The organism is Tunturiibacter gelidiferens, from assembly GCF_014201335.1.
Classification (GTDB): Bacteria; Acidobacteriota; Terriglobia; order Terriglobales; family Acidobacteriaceae; genus Edaphobacter; species Edaphobacter lichenicola_E.
Window position 1 is genome coordinate 58,696 of the sequence record NZ_JACHEB010000014.1, and the last position, 23,384, is coordinate 82,079.

26 protein-coding genes are annotated in these 23,384 nt (G+C 57.0%); 13 read left to right on the forward strand and 13 right to left on the reverse strand.

Going from position 1 to position 23,384, the window contains the following annotated elements; genetic code table 11:
- Window positions 1-438: 438 nt before the first annotated feature.
- Window positions 439-1,077 (forward strand): PEP-CTERM sorting domain-containing protein, encoded by a 639-nt coding sequence (locus HDF14_RS23225; protein WP_183981143.1) that lies wholly within the window; start codon window positions 439-441, stop codon window positions 1,075-1,077.
- A gap of 372 nt (window positions 1,078-1,449) precedes the next feature.
- On the opposite strand, the gene HDF14_RS23230 is transcribed toward HDF14_RS23225, so the two are convergent.
- Window positions 1,450-2,661, reverse strand: coding sequence for an MFS transporter (locus HDF14_RS23230; protein WP_183981144.1), 1,212 nt, complete (start codon window positions 2,659-2,661; stop codon window positions 1,450-1,452).
- Between the two features lie 10 nt (window positions 2,662-2,671).
- Window positions 2,672-3,751, reverse strand: a complete 1,080-nt coding sequence (locus tag HDF14_RS23235; RefSeq protein WP_183981145.1) for a LacI family DNA-binding transcriptional regulator — start codon at window positions 3,749-3,751, stop codon at window positions 2,672-2,674.
- Between the two features lie 201 nt (window positions 3,752-3,952).
- On the opposite strand from HDF14_RS23235, the gene HDF14_RS23240 reads away from it, so the two are divergent.
- Window positions 3,953-4,423, forward strand: a complete 471-nt coding sequence (locus HDF14_RS23240) for a GNAT family N-acetyltransferase (RefSeq protein ID WP_183981146.1) — start codon at window positions 3,953-3,955, stop codon at window positions 4,421-4,423.
- Window positions 4,424-4,432: 9 nt separating this feature from the next.
- Here HDF14_RS23240 and murA read toward each other — a convergent pair whose 3' ends face one another.
- Complete coding sequence (gene murA / locus HDF14_RS23245) at window positions 4,433-5,713, reverse strand: UDP-N-acetylglucosamine 1-carboxyvinyltransferase (RefSeq protein ID WP_183981147.1); 1,281 nt, start codon at window positions 5,711-5,713, stop codon at window positions 4,433-4,435.
- A 452-nt stretch (window positions 5,714-6,165) separates the two neighbouring features.
- Between murA and HDF14_RS23250 the strand changes: the two genes are divergently transcribed.
- Genes HDF14_RS23250 through HDF14_RS23260 form a run of 3 tightly spaced genes read left to right on the forward strand, consistent with a single transcriptional unit; the run spans window position 6,166 to window position 8,970 of the window.
- Window positions 6,166-6,906 carry a hypothetical protein gene (locus HDF14_RS23250; RefSeq protein WP_183981148.1) on the forward strand — a complete coding sequence of 247 codons (741 nt, stop codon included), beginning with the start codon at window positions 6,166-6,168 and terminating at the stop codon, window positions 6,904-6,906.
- Window positions 6,907-6,909: 3 nt separating this feature from the next.
- Window positions 6,910-7,494, forward strand: coding sequence for a class D sortase (locus HDF14_RS23255; RefSeq protein WP_183981149.1), 585 nt, complete (start codon window positions 6,910-6,912; stop codon window positions 7,492-7,494).
- Between the two features lie 21 nt (window positions 7,495-7,515).
- The gene (locus HDF14_RS23260) at window positions 7,516-8,970 is read left to right on the forward strand and encodes a hypothetical protein (protein ID WP_183981150.1); all 1,455 of its coding nucleotides are present in this window, start codon (window positions 7,516-7,518) and stop codon (window positions 8,968-8,970) included.
- A 68-nt stretch (window positions 8,971-9,038) separates the two neighbouring features.
- Here the strand turns inward: HDF14_RS23260 and murQ are convergent, their stop codons facing one another.
- Window positions 9,039-10,007: an N-acetylmuramic acid 6-phosphate etherase gene (murQ, locus tag HDF14_RS23265; protein WP_183981151.1), complete on the reverse strand. Its 969-nt coding sequence runs from the start codon at window positions 10,005-10,007 to the stop codon at window positions 9,039-9,041.
- A gap of 420 nt (window positions 10,008-10,427) precedes the next feature.
- Here murQ and lepB point away from each other — a divergent pair, with 420 nt between their 5' ends.
- Entirely contained in the window at window positions 10,428-10,928 is a 501-nt protein-coding gene (gene lepB / locus HDF14_RS23270; protein WP_260698537.1) for a signal peptidase I, read from the forward strand.
- Window positions 10,929-10,992: 64 nt separating this feature from the next.
- Here lepB and tpiA read toward each other — a convergent pair whose 3' ends face one another.
- From tpiA to HDF14_RS23310, 8 genes are all read right to left on the reverse strand, one after another.
- Window positions 10,993-11,748, reverse strand: a complete 756-nt coding sequence (tpiA, locus tag HDF14_RS23275) for a triose-phosphate isomerase (RefSeq protein ID WP_183981153.1) — start codon at window positions 11,746-11,748, stop codon at window positions 10,993-10,995.
- Window positions 11,749-11,806: 58 nt separating this feature from the next.
- The gene (locus HDF14_RS23280; protein WP_183981154.1) at window positions 11,807-12,406 is read right to left on the reverse strand and encodes a hypothetical protein; all 600 of its coding nucleotides are present in this window, start codon (window positions 12,404-12,406) and stop codon (window positions 11,807-11,809) included.
- Between the two features lie 7 nt (window positions 12,407-12,413).
- A complete protein-coding gene (locus HDF14_RS23285) occupies window positions 12,414-13,634 on the reverse strand; it encodes a phosphoglycerate kinase (protein WP_183981155.1) in 1,221 nt (406 codons plus the stop codon).
- A gap of 1 nt (window position 13,635) precedes the next feature.
- The gene (locus HDF14_RS23290; protein ID WP_183981156.1) at window positions 13,636-14,124 is read right to left on the reverse strand and encodes a hypothetical protein; all 489 of its coding nucleotides are present in this window, start codon (window positions 14,122-14,124) and stop codon (window positions 13,636-13,638) included.
- A gap of 39 nt (window positions 14,125-14,163) precedes the next feature.
- Complete coding sequence (locus tag HDF14_RS23295) at window positions 14,164-14,538, reverse strand: RidA family protein (protein ID WP_183981157.1); 375 nt, start codon at window positions 14,536-14,538, stop codon at window positions 14,164-14,166.
- Window positions 14,539-14,697: 159 nt separating this feature from the next.
- Window positions 14,698-15,351, reverse strand: coding sequence for a pyridoxamine 5'-phosphate oxidase family protein (locus HDF14_RS23300; RefSeq protein WP_183981158.1), 654 nt, complete (start codon window positions 15,349-15,351; stop codon window positions 14,698-14,700).
- A gap of 128 nt (window positions 15,352-15,479) precedes the next feature.
- Entirely contained in the window at window positions 15,480-16,490 is a 1,011-nt protein-coding gene (gene gap, locus HDF14_RS23305) for a type I glyceraldehyde-3-phosphate dehydrogenase (protein ID WP_183981159.1), read from the reverse strand.
- A gap of 191 nt (window positions 16,491-16,681) precedes the next feature.
- Window positions 16,682-16,915: a hypothetical protein gene (locus HDF14_RS23310; RefSeq protein ID WP_183981160.1), complete on the reverse strand. Its 234-nt coding sequence runs from the start codon at window positions 16,913-16,915 to the stop codon at window positions 16,682-16,684.
- A 206-nt stretch (window positions 16,916-17,121) separates the two neighbouring features.
- Here HDF14_RS23310 and HDF14_RS23315 point away from each other — a divergent pair, with 206 nt between their 5' ends.
- The 7 genes from HDF14_RS23315 (at window position 17,122) to HDF14_RS23345 (ending at window position 22,706) form a co-directional block, all read left to right on the forward strand.
- On the forward strand, window positions 17,122-17,955 hold the full coding sequence (locus HDF14_RS23315; RefSeq protein ID WP_183981161.1) for an AAA family ATPase: 834 nt from the start codon (window positions 17,122-17,124) through the stop codon (window positions 17,953-17,955).
- A 37-nt stretch (window positions 17,956-17,992) separates the two neighbouring features.
- A complete protein-coding gene (locus HDF14_RS23320; RefSeq protein ID WP_183981162.1) occupies window positions 17,993-18,742 on the forward strand; it encodes an ATP-binding cassette domain-containing protein in 750 nt (249 codons plus the stop codon).
- Window positions 18,739-19,371, forward strand: a complete 633-nt coding sequence (locus HDF14_RS23325) for an ABC transporter permease (protein WP_183981163.1) — start codon at window positions 18,739-18,741, stop codon at window positions 19,369-19,371. Before HDF14_RS23320 ends, HDF14_RS23325 begins: the two co-directional genes overlap by 4 nt.
- Entirely contained in the window at window positions 19,371-20,291 is a 921-nt protein-coding gene (locus tag HDF14_RS23330) for a glycine betaine ABC transporter substrate-binding protein (protein WP_183981164.1), read from the forward strand. The genes HDF14_RS23325 and HDF14_RS23330 overlap by 1 nt, the downstream gene beginning before the upstream one ends.
- A 96-nt stretch (window positions 20,292-20,387) precedes the next feature.
- The gene (locus tag HDF14_RS23335; RefSeq protein WP_183981165.1) at window positions 20,388-20,864 is read left to right on the forward strand and encodes a DUF1203 domain-containing protein; all 477 of its coding nucleotides are present in this window, start codon (window positions 20,388-20,390) and stop codon (window positions 20,862-20,864) included.
- The gene (locus tag HDF14_RS23340; RefSeq protein WP_183981166.1) at window positions 20,864-21,364 is read left to right on the forward strand and encodes a DinB family protein; all 501 of its coding nucleotides are present in this window, start codon (window positions 20,864-20,866) and stop codon (window positions 21,362-21,364) included. The genes HDF14_RS23335 and HDF14_RS23340 overlap by 1 nt, the downstream gene beginning before the upstream one ends.
- A 115-nt stretch (window positions 21,365-21,479) precedes the next feature.
- A complete protein-coding gene (locus HDF14_RS23345) occupies window positions 21,480-22,706 on the forward strand; it encodes a DUF3179 domain-containing (seleno)protein (RefSeq protein WP_183981167.1) in 1,227 nt (408 codons plus the stop codon).
- A gap of 1 nt (window position 22,707) precedes the next feature.
- Here the strand turns inward: HDF14_RS23345 and ribA are convergent, their stop codons facing one another.
- Complete coding sequence (gene ribA, locus HDF14_RS23350; protein WP_183981168.1) at window positions 22,708-23,346, reverse strand: GTP cyclohydrolase II; 639 nt, start codon at window positions 23,344-23,346, stop codon at window positions 22,708-22,710.
- Window positions 23,347-23,384 lie beyond the last annotated feature (38 nt).

The following is a 23,384-nucleotide window of genomic DNA, read 5'->3' on the forward strand; positions in this document are numbered from 1 at the left end:
CGAGAGAGTCGAGTTGCGCAAAGCTTGATGAAAGCGAGTGTGCGCTTGGTCTTGTAACTTCTGGCACTCAAATTGCCCTCTGTTTCTTGGTGAGGCCAGCCTGTCGTCCCCCAACGAATTTTCTATCCCAACAGAACATTAGGTCTATTGCGAAAGATTGCAGACTCAAAGTGGAAAAGATTTTCATTTTGGGCAATCTTTTGGGCGTTGATCTGGGTGGGTCTTGTGCATTTCCGACCTCAGAAAGCCCAGAAAACGAAGAATTATCCCTGTTTTTCGTAATTGGTTCGCGACTTGCAATAACCCAGGGTGAGGTAAGCAAATCGCAATGAATTGCCGGATTCGCAGACCAAAACGGGAATGGATGCCGGCTCAACCAATCGTGGGAAACAGAGTGCCGCGAGGCTCTGACAATGATTTTTCCGGGGAGAAGACTTCTTGAAGATTAAATTTGTATCGCTTGTTTCAATCGTTTGTCTTGGTGTTGCTTCGATCGTGATGAAGGCGGATACGCTCACACTCAACAATGGAACGAACGATCCGCTTGGCGGCAGTGTCCAAATTTATCCGTATTCATTTCAGCTCAACACCTCTGCTGGCACATCGACAGTGAATCTGATGTGCCTCAACTACAACCGTGAGATCACTTCCGGCGAGAGCTGGAGCGTCACAGAAGAGAGCATCCCCACGGGCAACACCGTGATAGATCGGGATTATCGCGCTGATGCGATTCTCTACTCCGAGATTCTCCACCCACCAGCCGGAGTGAGCGCCAGCGAGATTCAGTATGCCGAATGGAGCATCTTCGATCCGGCTAATCTGGTAGGAAATTCGCTGTTTGACTTTACGGCGCGAATTCTGGCGACTGATGCGCTGTTTGAGGCAAGCAACCAGCAGTTGATCAACTCCGGCTACTTCAACCAATTCACTCTGTACATTCCTTCGAACGACACGTCTTCAGGGCCGCAGGAGTTTATCGGAACAGCGACGACTCCAGAGCCTTCGAGCCTGATGTTGTTCGGCTCGGGATTGATCGGAATGGCGGGGATGCTTCGTCGGAGATTAGTTCGTTCATAAGTTTGAGCTGAAGTCTTTGGCCGTGCAATTGCTTTCATACAGTTGTCAGCTTCATCGGTAGACAGTAATTGTTCGATCGGTTGATGTGCAGCTTATTAGATCAGTCTTGGTTACATAAACACTCTGGGAAGGAGGCACTATGTATCTCTTGTTCGGACCAGCTATGGCAGCAGTCGTCGTCATCGGTGTTATTCAGCTTCGCGATCACTTTGCAGCTCCTGTCAAATAAGGTTGCTGTGGGTCGTCCACTTTTCCCAAGAGGTCAGGCTAAGCCTGGCCTCTTTTTCCTGTGGGTTGTACGCGAATAGATGCGTTCAGCTCTAGCGGACTCCGATGGAGTGGCCGCTCTGCAATTCTTGAGAGCTGGTTAGTTCACGAGCCTGTCGGAGGCGGCAGGAGATTTTTGGCGGTGGTGGTGCCGGAAAGTAGTAGAAGAAGAGCGGCCCCTGCGGCCGGAACAAGCAGCCCATCGCGAAGGCCGTGAAGGTAAGTGGAGCACAGGCCGGTTAACCAGGGCAGCACAGCTCCCCCTAGGGAGGCGCTGGCGAAGAGCGGGCCGAGTCTTTTATGAGTTCCGGTGCGGGCGAGCATGAAAGAAACCAGAAGCGGAAAGACGGGAGCGAGAGTGAATCCGCCGAGGATGGTGAGCGTGATGACACCGACTGCTGACGGATGCGCGATGGAGCAGAGCAGCCCTTCGGTGATAAGAAGCAACGCCAGAGAGAACCGGTATAGAACTCTCTCGCTCAGGACGGTCATGAGTGCGGCCACGAGCAGGCGTCCGAACAGTTCTGCTGCCCAGAAGTAGAGAGCGATGGTAGATGCGTGGAGCGATGCGCTGGAACGAAGAGCGTAGCTCGGTAGCCAGCCACCGAGCGAGTTCTCGACCCCGACATAGAGAAACATTGCGGTACAGAAGACGAGCAGAGGCAACAGCGGCAGAGGCCACGGTGATTTTGTGAGTGCTTGTCTTCGTCCAGCCAACTCTGATGGTCCGGGGGCGTCGTTGGAGGGGATTGCACGCGGTATCGCGAAAGAAAGCAGGGACGCTGTGAGGAGGAGTGCCGTCATGACAATGAAGAAACGACGCATCCCGCCGGCGACAGTCAGAGAGATTAACAGAGGACAGGCGATAGCGCCGACACCCCAGGCAACGTTGAGTATGACTAGAAGTCGCGCTCGAGCAGACGGAAGTGTAGTTCCTGCGAGAATGTTCCCGGCGGTGAGGCCCGTACCGAGGCCGACTCCAATGCAAAAGAGGGCGATGTGCGCCGCCCCGAAGCCAAGCGGGAGCAGAGCGAGGCATCCGGCGGCGGCGAGGATTGATCCATAGACCAGGCTGGCGCGGAGATTGCGCGCGGCGATCCAGGCCCCACAGAGTTGTCCCACGAAGTCGGCGGTGAAGAGGGTTCCTGCCTGGGCATCCTGGATGTGCCAATGCTCCATGAGCTGCGGCAGCAAAGGGCCGAGCATGACTGTAGCGGTGCCGGCCACAAGAAAATAGAAGTAGACGGGAGCGAGGGTGCGGATGATGGTTGCGCGATCCGGGCTCAGTTGCGGAGCCTTTGGCTGGATTGTTTGCAAAGCTCTCCTATCAACCTTTGGCTCGCCGTGAGCTGGGCTGCGACATGTTCTGGATGCTTGCGGTCGATTCTCTCACGACGAGTTCCGGCTCGAACCAGACTTCATGCGGATAGGTGAGCTCGGGGCACTGGATACGTTTGATCAGCATTTGTGCGGCGGTCCAGCCCATCTTGTGGAGAGGTTGGCGTACGGTGGTGAGGCGCGGATTGAAGTACTCTCCCACCATGATGTCGTCGAAGCCGATGACGGAGATGTCGCGGGGGCAACTAAGACCAGCGTCTTGAATAGCGCGAATGGCGCCAATGGCGGCCGTATCGTTGAAGCAAAACATCGCAGTGAAGTCGCGTGTACGCGCGAGCAGCTCTCGCACGGGCTGGTAGCCGAGCTCGGGCGACCAGAGATTCTTCTCCAGGTAGATGCAGAGTTCAGGGCGAACCGTGATCCCGAGCTCTTTCGCTATGTTGAGAATGGACTCCCAGCGGGCTTCGGAGTCGAGAGAGTAGCGCTGGCCCTTCATGAAAGCGATCTTGCGGTGCCCCAGCTCATGGAGGTGGTGAAGAGCCTTTTTCGCAGCAACGTTGTGATCGAGCAGGATGTTGGAGATGCCGGGCTCCTTGCTGTGGGAGGAGACGCCTACGACCGGCGGCGAGACATTTACGGACAGCTCCGTGTTGACGAGCAGGAAGCCATCGACACGGCGGCTCATGAGGAGCTCCTGATACTCTTCCCGGAGGTCGGCGCGGCCCAGATGGCTGACCGTGAAATAGAGGAAGCCTTCCTGGAGGAGGTACTGCTCGACCCCAAGCATGACGCCGGTAAAGTAGCCCTCGCTGAGTTCTGGAACGATCACACCGATGGTGTTGGTTAGCTTGGTGCGTAGCATGCGGGCGTGCAGGTTTGGCCGATACTCGAACTTCTTGGCGGCGTCGAGAACTCGTTCCCTGGTTGCAGGGGAGATGGACTTCGCAACGGGCGAGTTATTAAGAACGATTGAGATCGTCGCCGGGGAGAGGTCGAGATATTCCGCCAGAGTTTTCAGTGTTACGGCTTTGCCGGTATCTGGCTTGCTGTCTTTATTTAGCTCTTTCATTGCTCTCCGCCAGACTTAGCTCTTCTAGTATCGCAACAGTTGTACACCTTTGGTCTGAAGACGGGGAACAAGATCTTACAGATTTGTCGGCTGTACTTAGCGAGTCGAATCGAAGTAGTATTCCGGGTTCGAAATCGATCTGGTCGGCAATGTGCAGTTATCTTTAAATGGGGTTGAAAGTTTTGGGGTGGCGTGGTGAGCGTGGAAGCTGAACTTCGGGGATATCTCAAAGAGGATTTGGACGCGATTTACAGGCTGGATCAGCTGTGTTTTTCGAATGAATTCCGGTTTGGCCGGCAGTCGATGCGCGCGTTCGCAGAGGCGGATGATGCCGTCACATTGATCGCGGAGACGACAGGAGGCGAGATCGCCGGATTTGTCATTGTCCAGGTAGAACTACGTGGGGACAGCGTTCGTGGGTACGTTGTGACGTTGGATGTAGCGGAGAAGTGCAGAAGAAGAGGTTTGGCTCAAATGCTTTTACAGGAGGCAGAGAGGCGGGCAGCCGCTGCTGGCGCGTTATGGATGGAGCTGCATGTGTTCACGGGAAACGAGGGAGCGATCCGCTTCTATGAGCGCTCGGGCTATGCGCGAACCGAGCTGAAACGCCGGTTCTATGGCGGAGCTGGATTGGACGCTTTTGTGTATCGCAAGGAAATGGGAGTTTCGTAACAGCGGAAGTTACTTTTTCCCGAAGACATCTCCCATGCGGCGGATCTGGGCGCCTACGCCGCGAAGCTTCTCCTCGAAGTGCTCATAGCCACGGTCGAGATGGTAGACGCGGTCGAGGATGGTTTCGCCGTCGGCTACAAGAGCAGCGAGAACGAGAGAGGCAGAGGCACGGAGGTCGGAGCACATGACCGCGGCCGATTGCAGGGGTGTCTTGCCGCGGACGGTTGCGGTACGGCCGGAGATGGAGATGTTCGCGCCCATGCGGATCAGCTCCTGCACGTGCATGAAGCGGTTTTCGAAGATATTTTCGATGACGGTGCTGGTACCTTCGGCCTGAGTGGCGAGAGCCATGTACTGAGCCTGCATGTCGGTGGGGAAGCCGGGGTACTCTTCTGTGGTGATGTCTGCGGCCTTGAGTTCGCCGCCGGAGCGGACGCGAACGTGGTCGGCGCCGACGTCGATCTTGACGCCGCACTGCTCGAGTTTTGTGATGAGTGCGCCGAGGTGCTTGGGTTCGCAGCAATCGACGTTGAGGTCTCCGCCGGTAATGGCTCCCGCGATGAGAAAGGTTCCGGCTTCGATGCGGTCGGGGTTGATACGATGACGTGCACCGTGGAGTTTGGAGACACCCTGAATGCGGATGGTTCCGGTGCCTGCGCCTTCGATCTTTGCTCCCATGGCGATGAGCAGGGCAGCGAGATCGGTGACTTCGGGCTCGCGAGCGCAGTTCTCGAAGACGGATTCACCCTCGGCAAGCGTGGCGGCCATCAGGAGGTCTTCGGTTCCGGTGACGGTGATTTTGTCGAAGACGATGTGAGCGCCCTTCAGCCGGTCTGCGCGAGCTTCGAGATAGCCGTGATCTTGGGTTATAGTGGCGCCCATGGCTTCGAGGCCGTTGATGTGAAGGTCGATGGGGCGGCCACCGATGGCGCAGCCTCCGGGCATGGCGACACGCGCGATGCCGGTGCGTGCAATGAGAGGGCCGAGGACTAGTGAGCTTGCGCGCATCGTCTTCACGATCTCGTATTTGGCGACCGGATCGGAGAGGATGGCGCACTTGATGCGAGTGCGGTGCTGGGCTCGACCATATCCGAGCTCAACCTCGGCGCCCATGCTGGTCAGCAGTTTGCGCTCGGTCTCAATGTCGTTGACCTGAGGGATGTTTTCGAGGATGACCTCGTCTTCGGTAAGGATGGCGGCGGCCATGCAGGGGAGCGCGGAGTTTTTCGCTCCGGAGACTTTGATGGTACCGAGAAGGGGGTTTCCGCCGCGTACTACGAACTTGTCCATCTTGCCAGTTTACGGAGATTTCGCGTGGAAATGAGTAACGGCGGTGGTTCTGCTGCTCCAAAGCCGAACGCATCTCTCGATACTGCTGCGGATTAGAGCATGAGTTGCAGTTTGTCGCCCAATCACCTGATCTAACTTTATAAATCTAAAAGGTATAGCTGACGATTAGATGACAAGAGCTGTCACTATCAGGAGAGTAGCGATTGATCAGTGGTCGGACGACTTTGCAAAACGCTGCACATGTCTCCTCAAAATCCGCGATAAGTGAATAAGATTTCACGTTTGATCAATCTGGTAATAGGCATTCGATTACCGATCGTGCCGTCGGCGGGGATCACGATTACTCGCAAGGAAAAAGTTGAGTTACCGCATCTTTCTTTCAACCCAACGGCTAACTTATCGCGTAAATCTTGCATATCACGGGACGTACGTTGATCCTGCAAGGAGAAACCATGCGACTCAAAGTTCTTATATTATGTGCTTCTTTGTGCGCTTTTAATGCGGCCTTATGGGCTGCCGGTCCGGCAAATCCCGCCGCAGACTTCACGATCTCCCAGCCGTCACACATTCCGGGGGCCACGCTGAAACCAGGCTCCTATACGATTCACGTTGTCAATCGTCTTTCGGACCGGGTCATCTTGAAGGTGGATTCGACGAAGGGTGATCTTCACTCAACTTTTCTCGGCATTCCGAACAGCGAGATTCAAAAACCCGCCAGCAGCGGCCCTGTGAAGTGGGCCAATTCCGCTGAAGGTTCTCAATACCTCAAGGGATGGTACTTTCCGGGAGGCGCGACGGTCGTAGAGTTTGTCTATCCGAAGGCTGAGGCGGTTGCGATTGCGACGGCGAATCCAGCGAAGGTGCCCGCGGTTGATCCTGCCTCTGAAGGCAAGGTTTCGGACAACACGTTGTCTCAGGACGACATGCAACTGCTGACGCTCTGGCTTCTTTCGCTGCAGCAGGTAGGACCAAGCGACTCGGCTGAGGCCAAGCCAGGTATCAAGGCAGAGCGATATACTCAGGTGGCAAGCGTTCAGAAGCCGGTTATAAAAGCGCTGCCCCATACCGCCAGCATGGTTCCTCTCGTGTGGTTGGTGGGCTTCTGCTCTCTTATCGCTGCTGCTATGTTGCGTTGGATCGCGTCGCAGAGACGTTTCGCAGCTCTCAATCGAAGACTGTTGATGCGGGAGTAGTGAATGCGAATGCTCGCATACGCTGAACGTCTCCTTTGGACGTGTGGTCTCTTTTGCGTTGGATACTGCCTGGTGCTGGGTGTTCAGGCCAGGGGCACGCAGAGGCTCGCTGAGCGGATTGGCGAGCCTCCGCCATCGGAAAATGTCTCGTCGGCCGGGCGCATGACGGAGGATGTGATTGGCAGGATTGAGATTCCCGCTCTCGCATTGTCGGCGCCTATCACCGCGGATTATGATGGGAGTAGCCTACGTAGGGGAGTGGGCCATATCCCAGGGACTGCTGTGCCGGGTGGTCTTGGTACGGTGGGGCTGGCAGGGCATCGCGATTCGTTTTTCCGGCCGCTGCGCAGGATTACCGCGAAGATGGAGGTTCTCCTGATCGATAAAAGTGGCATCTATCACTATGTGGTGGACTCCACCGAGATTGTGAGTCCAGACAAAGTAGAGGTGCTCAATATTGCTGCAAGACCAGAGCTGACATTGATCACCTGTTTTCCGTTCGACTATGTGGGCGCGGCGCCGGAACGCTTTATAGTTCACGCGCACTTATTGTCCGCTTCCCCCGATGGGGTTTCTGCCATCCATTAGAAGAAGTCAGAAAGGGGTGCCATGAAATTTGAGATCCGCGAAACAGTAAAAAACCCGGATCCGGAAGTGGTCTTACGTGCTTTGGAGATGTGTTCGCGAGAGATCTCGGATGACGTGACGCGGTATGACGATCGGATTACCGTGCGAGGATTGGGGCCGTCGCCGCGATCGAAGAACAAAAATGACAACACTGTGTTCCATGCAAATTTGGAGAATGGTGAGACCGTCATTTTGGGAGAGGTGACCTTCCAGGCCTCGGCCCTGCTGGGAGACACGTCGCAAGAGGATGTTGTCCGATCGAAACTCGATGAACTGTTTGAACAGATCAGGGCTCAGATTGACCTGGATGCTCTGCGTGTAACGACTTATGCCGCGGCAAGAAAGTCCGCGGCAGGAACGGCCGTTGTCGATAGATCCGACGAACCAGATGTAGACCCATTAAGAGCATCGAGGCGTTCAGAAGAGAAGATGACTTCGTCTGTAGTTCCGGAGACGGTGGTTGAGACCATGACTGCGGCGCCGGATTTGGTATGGAGCGCTGCCGCGCTGGCGTCTGAGCCGCAGGTCGAGAATATTCCGTCAAATTCGCAGGACGAGCCAGAGAGAGTCATAGCTGCCAAGAAAACTTTTGAATCGGAGCAAACTGCAGATGCTGAACAGGCTATTGCTCCGGAACAAAGAGCTCAACCGAGGTTTTACGGTGAGCCAGATCTCCCGGAACCAGATCTTGCGGAAGAAGAACCGACATGGCAGGCGCGGGATGCTCCCTACCGGCTGCGCATAGAGGATGATCTAACGTCCGGATGGAAGCGATTTGCGCTGTGGACGACGATGCTGCTTGCTCTCGTGGCGGCGGCTGGAGAAGGCTATTTTTATTGGTCGCATGGCGAGTTCTATCGGCCACGCGAGTTCGATTGGCCGCATCTCGATATCGCTAAGTCTCCGGCTCCGGTTGCCGCACCAGCTGTCGGAGTTGCGCCGAATCCAGTACCTAAACTTGATACGCGGAGGGCTACTGAGACTGTCCCGGCAAAGCCAGCTCCTTTGCCGGAGTCGACCCCTGCGTCTGCGACAAGTAGCGCGGAGCTGAAGCTGTGGCTGCAGAACTGGGCGTCCTCAATGCGGACCAGGGATGCGAATGCTCAAGCTGCCTTTTATGCGGATACGCTGGACCGATATCTTAATCAACGCAACGTGAGCAGAGAAGCGGTTTTGCGGGATCGCGAGGCGACCAACCGGATGCGAAAGGGACTCTGGACTGTAAAGATGGAGGACATCGTCATCGAGCGGCAGACAGACTCGGAGGCTGACGTACGCCTGGTGAAACACTTTATGGATGAGCAGGAGACGTCCGAGATACTGGAGTCGTTCGTACCGACGCGGCTGACGCTGAGGCGCCTGAACGGAGAGTGGAAGATCACCTCGGAGCAGGATCAGCCTTCTCTTCAGGTAACACCTTGGAAGAACAAAGGGTGATTTACTGCGAAGGTTGCCTTCGGACGGGAGTACAGTGTGGCCCATCCGAAGGCAACCCTAACTAGCGATCAGAGTTCCAAGCGGGAGTCATCGATGGCGAGGCGGACGTTGCCGTCTGATTTCGTGAGGCGGCGTACAGCCTCCATCTTGTCTACGTTGGCCTTGAGCATGACGACCGCGATGGGAATCGATTTACCTGCGGACTTGATGGTGCGGATCGCGGTGTCGCGGTCGATATCGCAGACCTTCATCAGCACGCGAATGCCGCGCTCAACCAGCTTCGCGTTCTTCATGTGCACGTTGACCATGAGGTTGTCGTAGACGTAGCCAAGCCGGGTCATCGCGCCGGTCGTAATCATGTTGAGGACCATCTTCTGGGCCGACGCGGACTTCATGCGCGTGGAACCCGAGATGACTTCGGGGCCGACCTCCGTGATGACGGTGGTGTCTGCAACGTCGGCAAGCGGGGTGTTGAGGTTACAGGTGATCGCGGCGGTCTTTGCTCCGCGAGCGCGAGCGTACTCCACAGCTCCGACCACGTAAGGCGTGCGACCGCTGGCGGAGACTCCAATGACGATGTCCTTGCGGGTCGGGCGTCGGCGGGCGATATCGCGCTGGCCGATCTCTGGTGAATCTTCGTTGACGTCGGAAGCAGAAGCAAGCGCCTTTGGGCCGCCTGCCATGATGTACTGGACTTGCGAGGGCGCAGTGGAGTAGGTTGGTGGGCACTCTGAGGCGTCGAGGGAGGCGATGCGACCGCTGGAGCCAGCGCCGACGTAGATGAGTCGGCCACCATCGCGCAGGGAGCGGGCGACGGTATCGATGACGATGGCAATTTCAGGCAGCGCTTTCTTGACTGCGGCTGCAATCTTGGCGTCTTCGTGGTTGATAATACGGGCGATCTCGAGAGCGGACTTGGTGTCCAGTCCCTCCGAGGCTGCGTTAGCGGTCTCCGTGGTGAGATCGTTGAAGTCTGCTGCGCCACGGTTGACGGGTTTTGGTGTGGGGGCCTGCTCAAGCATGGTAAGGGTTGCCATAAACACATCCTACTGTTCTGCTGGGGCAATTCTAGTCCTAACCTTCTTGAATGCGTCAAGAAAGGTTTGCCCTCGCGAGTTATCATAAAGGGTCAGGGTTTACGCCGAGTAATGATTGGGATGGCGAACTTATTCGACCTGTGGTAATCAGAGAATTCTGATTCGACCGGAGAGTTCTCATATGTGCTACGAGGCTGAAGCCTCTGCTGGTTATATGAGATGCATCTCCGCTCAATTGGTTACCCACGTTGAGCGGTTACATGCTCGCCCAGTCAGTGGTTAGACCAAAGATTGCAACTCCGTGGGTGGTACGTCTAAATGATAGAGGATTCGGAAGATCGCGTGGAGATAAACGGAAACATTCCGCCTGAGTCAGAAGATCGAGATGTGATCGAGCCGACAGAACAGCGCAGGGGAGCGATGCACTCCTGGCTGCGCGATCTGGTGATCTCGGTTGTGGTGTCGGCGTTCATCATCATATTTTTGTACCAACCGGTTCGGGTGGAGGGAACCAGCATGCTGCCGATGCTGGAAGACCAGGACCGACTATTCATCAACAAAGTGGCCTACCGGGTTGGGGAGATACACCGTGGGGACGTGGTCGTATTTCTGTATCCGCATGATCATGAGAAGAGTTACATCAAGCGGGTGATCGCGCTGCCTGGCGATACTTTGCGTATCGACCATGGAGAGGTGATCGTAAACGGCGAACGCGTGAAGGAGAGCTACGTACCGAAGCGGTTTGCCGATGACAGATCGCAGCCCGAGATGACGGTACCGGGGCATGAATATTTCGTGATGGGGGATCACCGGTCGATCTCGAGCGACAGCCGCGACTTTGGGCCGGTCGACCGGGATCTGATCTACGGTAAGGCCGCCTTTGTGTATTGGCCAATGGACCAGGCTGGGGTGGTTCGCTAGTCACAGGTAGAACAACCTGCGTGTGACGTCAACTTTGCAGCTTTGGTGTGCTGGATCTTCACGCTCATGTTGCGTTAGAGATGATCTCGTGGAAGGATTTTGCGTGCAGGCTGGCTCCTCCGACCAGCGCGCCGTCAATCTCAGGCTGACTCATCAGGCTGGCGACGTTGTCCGGTTTGACAGAGCCACCATAGAGAATGCGCATGCAGCTGGCGCAGGGGGCGCCGAGATGCCGGGCTACCTCGCGGCGGATGATGGCGTGGGCTTCGTTGGCCTGCTCCGGTGTTGCGACGCTGCCGGTGCCTATGGCCCAGACTGGTTCGTAGGCGATGACCAGTTGGCCGCAGGAAGCCCCCTTGACGCCGTTGAGCGCGACCGCAATCTGCCAACACAGAACTGCTTCAGTCAGCCCGGATTGACGCTTGTCGAGGGTTTCGCCGACGCAGACTATGGGAATGAGGTCGTGTTCGAGTGCGGCCTTTAGCTTGAGGTTGACCATGTCGTCCGTCTCGTGGGCGTAGATGCGGCGCTCTGAGTGGCCGAGTAACACGCGGGTACAACCAATGCTTTCGAGCATGGTTGGCGAAGTCTGGCCGGTGTAGGGGCCTTCGTTGAGCCAGTGCATCGTTTGTGCGCCGGAGGTCACATTGGAGTCTTTGGTCGCCTCGATGACATAACCAAGCGAAGACATGGTGGGAAAGATTGCGATCTCGCTGGAGGTGTGGTCCTTGACCAGAGGAAGGAACTCGCTAAGGAAGGCTAAAGACTCTTTGGGCGTCTTATACATCTTCCAGTTGGCGGCGATCAGTGGCTTTCTCATGTGCGAATCAGTATTCCATTTTCATGACGTGATGGGCAAAACTTTTCGACGACTGATTTTACGCAGGACGTTGTCTGTCAAAACCGAACTCTTCGTGCGTGACGACCGGGAAGCGCTCTGGGTATGAGCCGCGGAATTGCGATGCGTTTTTAAAACACGTGTAGGAGAGCAACAACATTAATGAGAGCCCAACAATCGTTACTGGCACAACAAAATACAAATCAAATAAAAGGTTGATGAATACCAGCAGGACGAAAGCAAAGGAGACAACGCCGACTCCAAAGCTGACCACTGCGAGATAGAGTCGAAAGAGCGCAAGGGTCAAACGCCGCGTGATGATTCCATGTACAGCCGTGATGGCTGTAGCGCCGGTTGTGGCTGCAGCCACGGAAAATATTATGAAAATCCACCCTGCCCACGGGGTCTGGCCTGAGTTGGATAAATCGATGACCGAATGGCGGTGGAAAAGCTCATGAAGTGCAGCGAAACCGGTGGTTACCAATAGCAGAGCTATGACGACGGCAATACAACAAAATGCAAAGGCGAGGCACCACAATGAGGTGCTCAACGCGAAACGACGCAGTTTCGGGATAGCAGCGCAGATAAGAAAGGCGGCGGAACCCAGTGCGAGAAATGGAATTGCTATCTCGAAAATCATTGGATGATTAGCGAAATCTCTGGTTCTCCGTCAATGCGGCGACTCCGGGAAGGGTTTTGCCTTCTAGGAATTCGAGGCTGGCGCCGCCTCCGGTGGAGATGTGGGTGATGCGGTTGGCGAAGCCGGACTGCTGGATGGCTGCGACCGAATCTCCGCCGCCGACGATGGTCGTCGCGTCGTGGTTGCGCGCGACGGCTGCGGCGATCTCGTTGGTGCCGCGGGCGAAGGCAGGCATCTCGAAGACGCCCATGGGGCCGTTCCATATGATGGTGCGGGCCTCGCCGATCTCCTCTTCAAAGAGCGCAATCGATTTGGGGCCGATGTCGAGGGCCATCAGCTCTTCAGGGAAGGGGCCATCGCCGGAAAAGACCTGCGTTTTGGCGTTGGGGGCGAACTTGTCCGCGAGGATGTGGTCGACCGGCAGGAGGAAGCGAACGCCCATGGCTTTTGCCTTTTGGAGGGCGGCTTTGGCGACGTCGATCTTGTCGATTTCGACGAGAGACTTGCCCGTTCTCTGTCCCCGCGCGTTGAGGAAGGTGTAAGCCATGCCGCCGCCGATGATGATGGCGTCTGCCTTTTCCAATAGGTTGTCGATGACCTCGATTTTGTCCGAGACCTTGGCTCCGCCGATGATTGCGACGAAGGGTTTGTCGGGCTCAGTGAGCGCCTTGCCGAGGTAGGTCAGCTCCTTTTCCATGAGCAGGCCCGCGGCGGATTGTTTTACGAAATGGGTGATTCCCTCTGTGGAGGCGTGAGCGCGGTGAGCGCTGCCAAACGCGTCGTTGACGTAGATGTCGCAGAGCGAGGCGAGTTTCTTTGCGAAGACGGGATCGTTGGCTTCTTCCTCGGAATGGAAGCGGAGGTTTTCAAGCAGAAGCGGCTGGCCGGATTCGAGGTTGAGGGCCATCTCGCTGGCGACCACGCCGATACAGTCGGGGGAGAAGGCCACGTTTTCGTCATCGCCGAGGATGTGGTCGAGCCGCGTACGGAGATGATCGACAAGGGGACGAAGACTCATCGACGCGACGGGCTTTCCCTTGGGACGCCCCAGATGCGAGCAGAGGATGACCTTGGCCTTGTGGCGCAAGGCGTACTCGATGGTCGGAAGGGTCTCGCGGATGCGAGTGTCGTCGGTGATGATGCCGTCTTTGAGCGGGACGTTGAAGTCGACGCGGATGAGGACGCGCTTGTCGGTGAGGTCGAGGTCGCGGATCGATAGCTTGGCCATGTCAGTTAGAGGATACCCGAGAAGACGGCGCGAAGCGGCGATTGGCCAAAGATATGGGCAGACCGACCAGAAAAACCATGGCGGCGATGCTATTGAGCCGCACCACGGCAGAAGGGTCGACTCTGGGGTAAAGGTTCGTGTACGGAAGCACCAGATTATACATGACGACGTAGATGAACGCCCCGTAAACGAGACCGGAGGCGACCGCGTGGCGTTCAAGAAACGGCACGGCACGTGCCGCGAGGACGAAGATCGTTGCCCAAGCCAGCGCAATGAAGAGATGAGCCGCAAGGCCGAGCAGAACGCTTGGGACGCCGTCGGAATAGGCCGCGCGGCCCAGAATGCCGCTCGCGATGGACTGCGGGATCTTGATGGGAGCGACACCCCGCAACCCGTAGAAGATGATCGGATCGAGAAGGTCGAGGAGAGCGGCGACGATCGCACCGATCAGGATCGCCTTGGGGACAGAGCGGCTGGGGTCGCTGGGCATGGGAAATTTTAGAGCATGCCAAGCGAAGTCAATTCGTATTTATTCAGGGATCCATGCATCGGCTTCGATCTCGATGCGCCAGGTTGGGTTAAGCAATGCGGCGGCGACCACCATGGTGGCGGCAGGACGAATCTGTCCGAAAAACTTGCCGTGAACATGGCCCACAGCCTCCCAGTCTTCGGCGCGAGTAAGGTACATGCGAGTCCGGTACACGTGCTCCACGGAACTGCCTGCATTATTGAGGGCCGTTGCTATGAGGTCCAGGCATCGGTGGGTCTGCTCCGATACGTCCGCCGCATCTGCGCCGACAGGGCCTGTACCCGAGACATGAATGTGGTTGCCAATGCGAACAGCGCGGGAGAAGCCGATGATCGGCTCGAAGGGCGAGGTGCCGGGAATGTTTTTGCGGATCATATCTTTCCTGGAATGACCTTTCGAAGCTAGGCTAACCCTGCTCCAGCGTTTTTGCGAACGAGTAAATTGCGAACCACATCGCGCATCGTCTCTTTGTAATAAAGAAGATCAAGCCACAAGTAGCGATTAAGGATCAAGGAGAGCTTCGCGTCAATGTTGCTATGTCGTGCTGGTGGATTCAATCTGCGATAGGCGGCGAAGTTTCTCGCGAAGTTTTGCGTTCTCTTCATCGAGCTTTGCAAGCTTCTGAGTAAGCGGCGTGAGTACTTCCTGAAGTTCTTCCACAGTGTAGCGAGGAGTGATGTGCTGCGGACAGTTCCAGTCGAAGCCTTCGACGTGAACGAGGATGACCCTCTCGACGACCGAAGATTTATCCGCTGACCGGAAGGATTCGATCAGCGCCGGGGCCTCGGAGTCGTGCTCGTGAACCTTGACGCGGCCGAGAATCTTCAAGCGTGTCTGATTGGGATAGTCCATGAAGAAAAGAGCGACCCGGGCGTCGTGATCGAAGTTGCCTAGGCTGATGTACTGCTTGTTTCCTCGCAGATCCGCGAAGCCGATCAGGCTGGGATTGATGATCCGGACGAAGCCTTTCGGGCCGCCGCGATGTTGCACGTAAGGCCAGCCGGTCTCGCCTACCGAAGCCATGTAGAAGCTGTCACGCAAGCTGATGAAAGTTTGTTCGTCGGGGCCAAGTGTGTTTCCCGGCCCGGAGCGTTCAGCCAGGCGCTCATATTGAGCCCTGCTGCCGTGTTCCTGTTGATGTTGTTTGACGAGGGGGGTGAAAGCCAGTTCCTGGAAGCGACGACCCATAGCGCGCTCATTCCGGGCAGGTGGACTCGCTGCCTAAAATAGTAGATTCACCGTTGCTTAGAGAGGATGCAGCAGAATTGTTGCCCAAGGAGCGACGAGACAAGGTCGCTCCTCAGGCACAGGGTTGTTTACAGGCCCTTTTTAACGAGGAATAGGATGAGATCCTTCACGCGGTTGGAGTAACCCCACTCGTTGTCGTACCAGCTGATGACCTTGCCCGTGTTCTGGCCGACGACCTTGGTCAGCTTGCTGTCGACGATGCTGCTGAGAGGATTGCCCTTGAAGTCGGATGAGACGAGCTCTTCGTCGGTGAAGCCTAGAATCCCCTTAAGTTCGCCGTCGGCGGCCTTCTTCAGAGCCTCGTTGATGGACTTGTCGGTGATGGGCTTCTCAGAGACGAACGTGAGGTCAACCACAGAGACGTTCGGGGTCGGCACGCGCATCGAGAAGCCGTCGAGCTTCCCGTCCATTGCAGGAACGACGAGCCTCAGGGCTTTGGCGGCGCCGGTGCTCGACGGAATCATCGAGAGGGCGGCGGCGCGGGCGCGACGCAGGTCTTTGTGCGGCGTATCGAGAATCACCTGATCGTTGGTGTAGCTGTGAATCGTGGTCATGATGCCGGAGGCAATGCCGAAGGTGTCGTGAAGCACCTTGACCACGGGCGCGAGACAGTTGGTCGTGCAGCTCGCGTTCGAGATGATGTTGTGTTTCGCGGCCTCGTACTTACCGTCGTTGACGCCGAGCACGAGCGTGATGTCCTCGTTGGTGGCGGGGGCAGAGATGATGACCTTCTTGACGGTGCTGCCGAGGTGAGCCTTGGCCTTCTCCGCGTCAGTAAAGAAGCCGGTGGACTCAACGACGATCTGAGCGCCAACGGAAGCCCAGTCGAGCTTGGCGGGATCGCGCTCTGCGAAGACCTTGATCTGCTTACCATCGACTGCGATGTAGTCGGCTCCGTGGGTGATCTCCTGCTTCAGGTTGCCGAGAATGGAGTCGTACTTCAGGAGGTGGGCCAGCGTGGCGGGGGTGGTGAGGTCGTTTACGGCTACGAATTCAATGTCGGGGTTCCCTAGAGCGGAGCGGAAGACGTTGCGTCCAATGCGGCCGAAGCCGTTAATGCCTACCTTTACAGCTGCCATGATTTTCAGTTACTCCTATCGTGTTTGCTGCGTTCGTTGATCAGTTCATCCATTGTAGAGCGCGGCGAACCGCTCCGCACGCCATCAGAGCGGATGCTATCACTGGCGCAAGGACGGTGCAAAATCCACAGAACTTCTTCCGTCACGGAATCGCGACGGTTACGTGGCAACCAGGTTGCTGCGCCGCGTTGTTAGAAGTTGAAGAACTTCTCGCGGAGGGCGCCTTCGTAGTTCTTCTTCGCCGCTTTGGCCTTCTCGCGAGAATCTTCTTCGCGGAAATCTGCTGCCTCCCAGGCGTCAATCTCTGCCTCGGAGTGGTCGCCCGAAGCGAGCGCCTCTTCTTCGCGAATGGCCTTGATCCACTGTTCAACAGCTTCTTTATAAGCAGCCTGCATCTGGTTCAGATCGGAGACTTCGACAGCCATCGCTCACCTCTTTTACCCGCGACAGTACTGCAGAAATGTGAAAGGACGATGTAAACCGCTGAGAAAAGACGAGATGAAGGCGCGCGAACTTTGGGAATCGGAGAAGCGACCGGGGTGTCGCAGAAGGTGCGAGCGATTTGCGGGAGGCTTCCGCGCTGTGTTACAAGCGTCGTATGCGCGATTTGCGCGAATGGATAAGCGAAAAGATGAGACGACGCCCTAGACGTGGACCGAATGATTCGGAGTCCACGGGGAAAAGTGGGCAGGAGTTGCCCTCGAACCAACCAGCTCCCCTGAGACCAAGCTACCCGGAGGCTGCACCGGTACGTGCCGCAGAGCCAACGCCAGTCAAGGTCAACCATGTTGCAGAGCCAGCTGCCGAAGCTGCCTCTGCCGAGACGTTTGGCGGCACAACTGCGCCGGTAGCTGAGAATGCAGCGCCGACAGAACTAAAGACAGAACCAAGGATTGTGGTGGAGACCCAGCCCGAGTCGCTTGGAACGCCACCCGCCGAGCTGACGGCGACTAAGTCGCCAAAAGGCTACGTGGTGCTCGCGATTGGTCTTCCGGGATCGGGCAAGACGACCTGGTACAAGCGTCGCGGTGTGACTCCGCTGTCGAGCGATCTGCTGCGGACACTGCTCTTCGACGACATCACTGAGCAGCGCTACCAGGGGCTGGTGTTTTCGACGCTGCGCAGCTTGCTTCGCGCTCGGTTGATCGCCAAGATGCCGTGGAACTACGTCGATGCGACGAACTTGTCTCCCCATGAGCGCAGGCAGTGGATCAAGATGGCCAAGAGCTTCGGTTACGAGGTACAAGCCGTATTCTTCGACGTGCCGCTGGCTGTATGCATGGAACGCAACTCAAAGCGCGACCGCCAGGTGACCGACGAGGTGATGCAGAAGATGGCCGAGCGCCTGAAGCCTCCTACCTTCAAAGAAGGTTTCGAAAAGATCACTGTCGTGCGCGTGAAGGGCCAGCCCGGCACAACAGGCGAGCCGGCCCCTGGGGATACGGTTCCGGGCACCGCAGAGTAACGTCGCAAGTCCGTCGCAGCAGTTTAGAGTAAGAGACATGCCCACGGTTGGCGTTGAGTTCGCGAAGGTGAGCTACACGCTGGCGGATGGGCGTGCCTTGTTGCGCGACGTCTCTTTAGAGCTTGAGGCGGGAACGACGACGGCTCTGCTGGGACGGAGCGGCTCCGGCAAGACCACGTTACTGCGCATGGTGAATCGTCTCCTGACGCCTAGTGTGGGCGAAGTGTTAGTCCCAGGAAACCAAACAAAAGGCGGTGACCTCATTGCGCTGCGGCGAAGTATTGGTTACGTCATTCAGGAGACTGGACTCTTTCCTCACATGACCGTGGAACGTAATGCGGGGATGGCGTTGGAACTGGCTGGACGACCCAAACATGAGATCGCCGAACGAGTTCGCGAGGTGATGTCGCTAGTGGGACTCGACTACGAAGAGTTTCATCTACGCTATCCGTGGCAGCTCTCAGGCGGCCAGCGCCAGCGGGTAGGGCTTGCACGCGCCCTCGCGGCCGACCCCACCGTCCTACTGATGGACGAGCCATTCGGCGCCCTCGATCCTCTCACACGGGCCGAGATGCAGACTATGTTGAGAGATCTGCTGGAGAGGGTCGGGAAGACCGTTTTGCTGGTCACACATGATCTGGATGAGGCGCTGTATCTGGCCAAGCGGGTGATCTTTCTTGCCGAGGGTGCGGTAGTAGCGAACCTTCCCGCCGGCGAAGTCTTACGCTCGGAAAACCCTCATGTAAAAGATTATGTTCACTCTGTACATCGTTCGGTGCCCGCATGATAGGATTCCTGCGGCAAAACGGGTACGACATTGGTCGACTGACATTCGAGCATCTATGGCTGACGCTCTCGGCCATGCTGTTGGCTGCGGCGATCGGGTTGCCATTGGGGATTTTGCTGACCCGAAGGCAGGCGCTCGCGAAGCCCGTCATCGGCGTTGCCAATGTGCTGCAAACGGTCCCGAGCCTCGCGCTCTTCGGTCTTTTGTTGCCGGTGCCATGGCTGGGAGAAAACGCTGCGCGCCTAGCGATACTGGCTTTAACGGGCTACGCTCTGCTGCCAATTTTGCGCAATACCTACGCTGGAATCGGCAGCGTCGACCCCGCGCTGGTAGACGTCGCCAATGCGATGGGGATGACCTCCTGGCAGCGGCTGGTAAAGGTTGAGCTTCCTATGGCCGCGAGCGTGATTCTGGCTGGCCTGCGAACCGCCACTGTGACCTGCGTGGGTGTCGCGACCATCGCAGCTGCGATCGGCGCTGGCGGATTGGGTGAGCTGATCTTTCGCGGGGTGGCAAGCGTGGACAACGGGCTGGTGCTGGCAGGTGCGATTCCAGCCGCGTTGCTGGCCCTTGTGGCCGATGCGGGACTGGGATTGCTGGAGAAACGGTTCGCCGTGAGGCGAGTCTGATGCGGGTTGCGCGCAGTCTACGTGGGTTGAGCTGGATGGTATCGTTGGCGCTTTTTGTGTGGCTGACAGCATGCGCTCCGCCGCGGTCTTCGCGAATCACCATCGGCGCGAAGAACTTCACCGAGCAAGTGGTGCTAGGAGAGATGTTTGCGCAGGAGATCGAGGCCGTGACCGGGGAGCCGGTGGATCGGCGCTTCTATCTGGCTGGGAGCTATCTCTGTCAGCAGGCGATGGTGAGCGGGCGCATCGACGGATACGTGGAGTACACCGGAACCGCTCTGACTGCGATCCTGAAACAACCGCTTCCCCCCATTGGTCAACGCAATGAAGCGACCGTATTTCGTGAGGTGAGCGCTCTATACGCCTCGAAGTACAAAATAAAACTGGGCCGCGGGCTCGGATTCGAGGACACCTTCGCCATGGTGGTGCGCGGCGACGATGCGAAGCGTTTAGACGTGACGACCATCTCGGATGCTGTAAAGACCGCACCAACACCGGACGGATGGAGATTAGGTGTGGGGTATGAATTTCAATCACGCCCCGACGGGTTACGAGGACTCGAAGCAACCTACGGACTGAAGTTCGCGGGCGAACCGAGAACAATGGACCTAGGGCTGCTCTACCGCGCACTGTCGAGCAATCAGGTAGATATGGTAGCGGGCAACTCGACCGACGGACCAATTCGCGCGCTGGGATTTGTGGTTCTCGAGGATGACAAGCACTACTTTCCGCCGTACGAGGCCGTTCCGCTGGTCCGCGAAGATTCGTTGCAGCGGCATCCCGGAATACAGGTCGCGATGGACAAGCTGGCAGGCAAGGTGAGTGCAGACGAGGTGCGCGCGATGAACTACGCGGTCGACTCCGAGCATAAAGATGTAGCCGACGTGGTGAGGGAGTTTCGCCGATCGAAGGGGCTCTAAGTTTGGATGTCGAGTTTGATGAACCGATCCGGAGTGTTTTTGCTGCGTCAACCGCAGAAGATAGCTCCAGCGATAAATACAACGACTGGAGCTGAGATGAGCCAATTGAAGATGATTGCGATTACGAGCGAGCTGGCGGAGAAGGTAAGAACGTCGAGAGTGTCGCCAGGATACGGGCATCCGGTCACCGCGAAGGTGGCTACAGGACATGGTCCCTGCCGCCACTGCCTGCGGCCGTTTGTGGTCGGACAGGATGTAAGGCTTCTGTTCACATTGAATCCCTTCGATGAAGTTGCACCGATACGGCAGCCAGGGCCGGTATTCATTCACGAAGAGGCGTGTGAGCGTTACGTCGAAGAGAAAGGGTATCCCTCCGAGTTGTTGCGGTTCGGCGCGGTACTCGACGGATATGATCGAGACCAGCTCGTGCGGCGACGCGAGATGGTGACCGATGGATCGCAGGAGACAACCATCGAAAAGATGATGCAGGATCCGCTGGTGCGTTATGTGATGGTTCGCGATGGGAGTGCCGGCTGCTACGGCTTTCGCGTAGAGCGACAGGAGGGGAGTTGATGGTTGAGCCATGGCTGCGAGGGACGCTGACCGAGGTGGACGCGCTGCGACGACAGGTGCTGCACGCCTTTGAACTCGCGGCCGAGGACATCGAGCGATGGTGCGCCGGATTGAGCGATGTGGGAATGAATGCACGACCATTCGGAATCGCGCCCGTAGCGTTTCATCTCCGGCATATAGCGCGAAGCCTCGACCGCCTGCTGACCTACGCAGAGGGAAGGACCTTGAGCGGGGACCAGATGGACGCGCTCGCCAGTGAGATGGAGAACGGCGCTTTTGCAGAGGTAGTCTTGGCCGAGGTGCAAGCCGGATTGGGCGAATCGCGACGGCGAGTATTGATGATTTCGCGGCAGAGTTACGAAGAGCCGTGCGGTGTCGGCCGTGCGATGTTGCCGAGTACAGTCGGCGGCCTGCTCGTTCACTGCGCAGAGCATACGCAGCGACACGTCGGGCAGGCTGTCACTACGGCGAAGGTCGTAATGGGTTTGCGGGCGGAATGATCCGCAGGCTCTCTAAAATAACGATCGAGATCATCCCATAGGTGGAACGAAAGCTCGCCCATTTGCATGGTTGACTCGCCCCACCTGGTCGCGTTGAATCGCTGCGAGGAAGAACATGCCAGAGACGCAGGAGATTCAAGTTGTAAGGAGCAAGACCGGATATTTTCTCGCATTGGCGTCAGTGTTTGCCGCCATTTCAGCCGCGTGTGTGATGATTCCGATGTTTGTGATTCGCCCGTTTCGCCCGCAGGGTGCGCGGGAACTCGAGATCGCTCTGACCGTTCGTCACGCTGGCCCATGGCTGGCGGGCTTCTGCGCCGGGGCAGTTCTGCTGGTGATGTTGAGAGTGTGGAAGACGGCGAAGCTGGGAGCTCGAGTTGCGATTGCTAGCCTGTTTATGGTGGCCTTCGCCGGTGCGATTCTCACGCACGTCAACATCTTCGAAAAGATGTTCCATCCGTACGACTCACCCTCTTTCGAGAGTGCGGCTGAAGCGCCGATCGATTCGGATGACAAGGTGCTGGCGGTCAGGGTGGGAACCGAGGCGCGGGCTTATCCGATACGAACCATGGGCTATCACCATATTGTGAACGACACAGTGGGCGGGACCCCGATCGCCGTGACGTATTGCACCTTATGCCACACAGGGCTGGTGTGGAGTCGCATCGTCGAAGGGAAGCTGCTGCACTTTCGCCTGGCGGGAATCAACAACGGAAACGCTCTGTTGAGAGACGAACAGACAAATAGCATCTGGCAGCAAAGCACGGGCGAGGCAATCTTCGGCCCGTTGAAGGGTCAGCAACTGAAGCTGGTTCATAGCGACGAGCTAAGCTTCGCTTTATGGAAGAGCGAGCAGCGAAACGGCCAGGTACTGAAATCGGATGCTCTGTATGCGGCGGAGTACGACCCAAAAGACTGGGAGAAACATGTCGCGAGGACACCAACGGTGGTGGACACGACAAAATCCGGAATAGGCCCGCATGAGCTGATGCTTGGGATCATTGTCGCGGACCAGAGCAAAGCCTATCCGATTGAAGCAATCCTCCGGACAAAATTGATTCAGGACCGGGTCGGAGATCTGCCACTCCTAGTAGTGGTCGGGCCTGATCAAGCATCGATTAGGGTCTTCGAAGGAAAGCTTGAGAATGAGCCCCTGACCTTTGCCAGAGGCGCAGCCGATCAGGGAATGAGCGACGTCGAGACCGGCAGCATCTGGAACTTTCAGGGATGCGCGGTAGAGGGAAAGCTCGCAGGACGTTGCTTAGTGAAAATCGACTCGCACAAAGACTACTGGTTCGATTGGATGAATCACCACCCTCAATCAGCCGTGTTTCGAGGTTGAGCTAGTTGACGAGGTGGCCCATCTTCTCGCGCTTGGTCTGCAGGTAACGCTCATTGGTCGGTTCGCTTGGCACCTCGGCGGAGATGCGCTCAACCACCTTGATTCCGGCAACTTCCAATGCTTCTACTTTCTCAGGGTTGTTCGTGATGAGCCGCACCTCGTTGACACCCAGTTGCTTGAGGATTTGTGCAGGCAGCTCGAAGTGCCGGCAGTCGGCTTCGTAACCAAGTTCGAGATTCGCTTCGATGGTGTCCAGACCCTTATCCTGGAGCTCATATGCGCGCAATTTGGCCATCAGACCAATGCCGCGTCCCTCCTGCTGTTCGTAGAGCAGAATGCCGTTGCCTTCGTCGGTGATCAGGGCCATGGCAAGTTCGAGCTGTTGCCGGCAATCGCAGCGTAAGGAGTGGAAGACGTCTCCGGTGAGGCACTGCGAGTGAATCCGTACAAGCGGAGGTGCCGAGTGAATGTCCCCCATTACCAAAGCAACAGCTCCCTCCACCCGTACGGCTGGTGGCGGAATGTTGTCGTTGCATGCAGCGGGGTTTTCGATGACGCCTTCAAAGCCAAGAATACGGAACTGTCCCCAACGGGTGGGAAATTCGGCGTCGGCTATTTTGGTCACACTGGCGAACGGCATCTCTTGATTATACGTTTCCTGCTTCATGCCGATTAGAT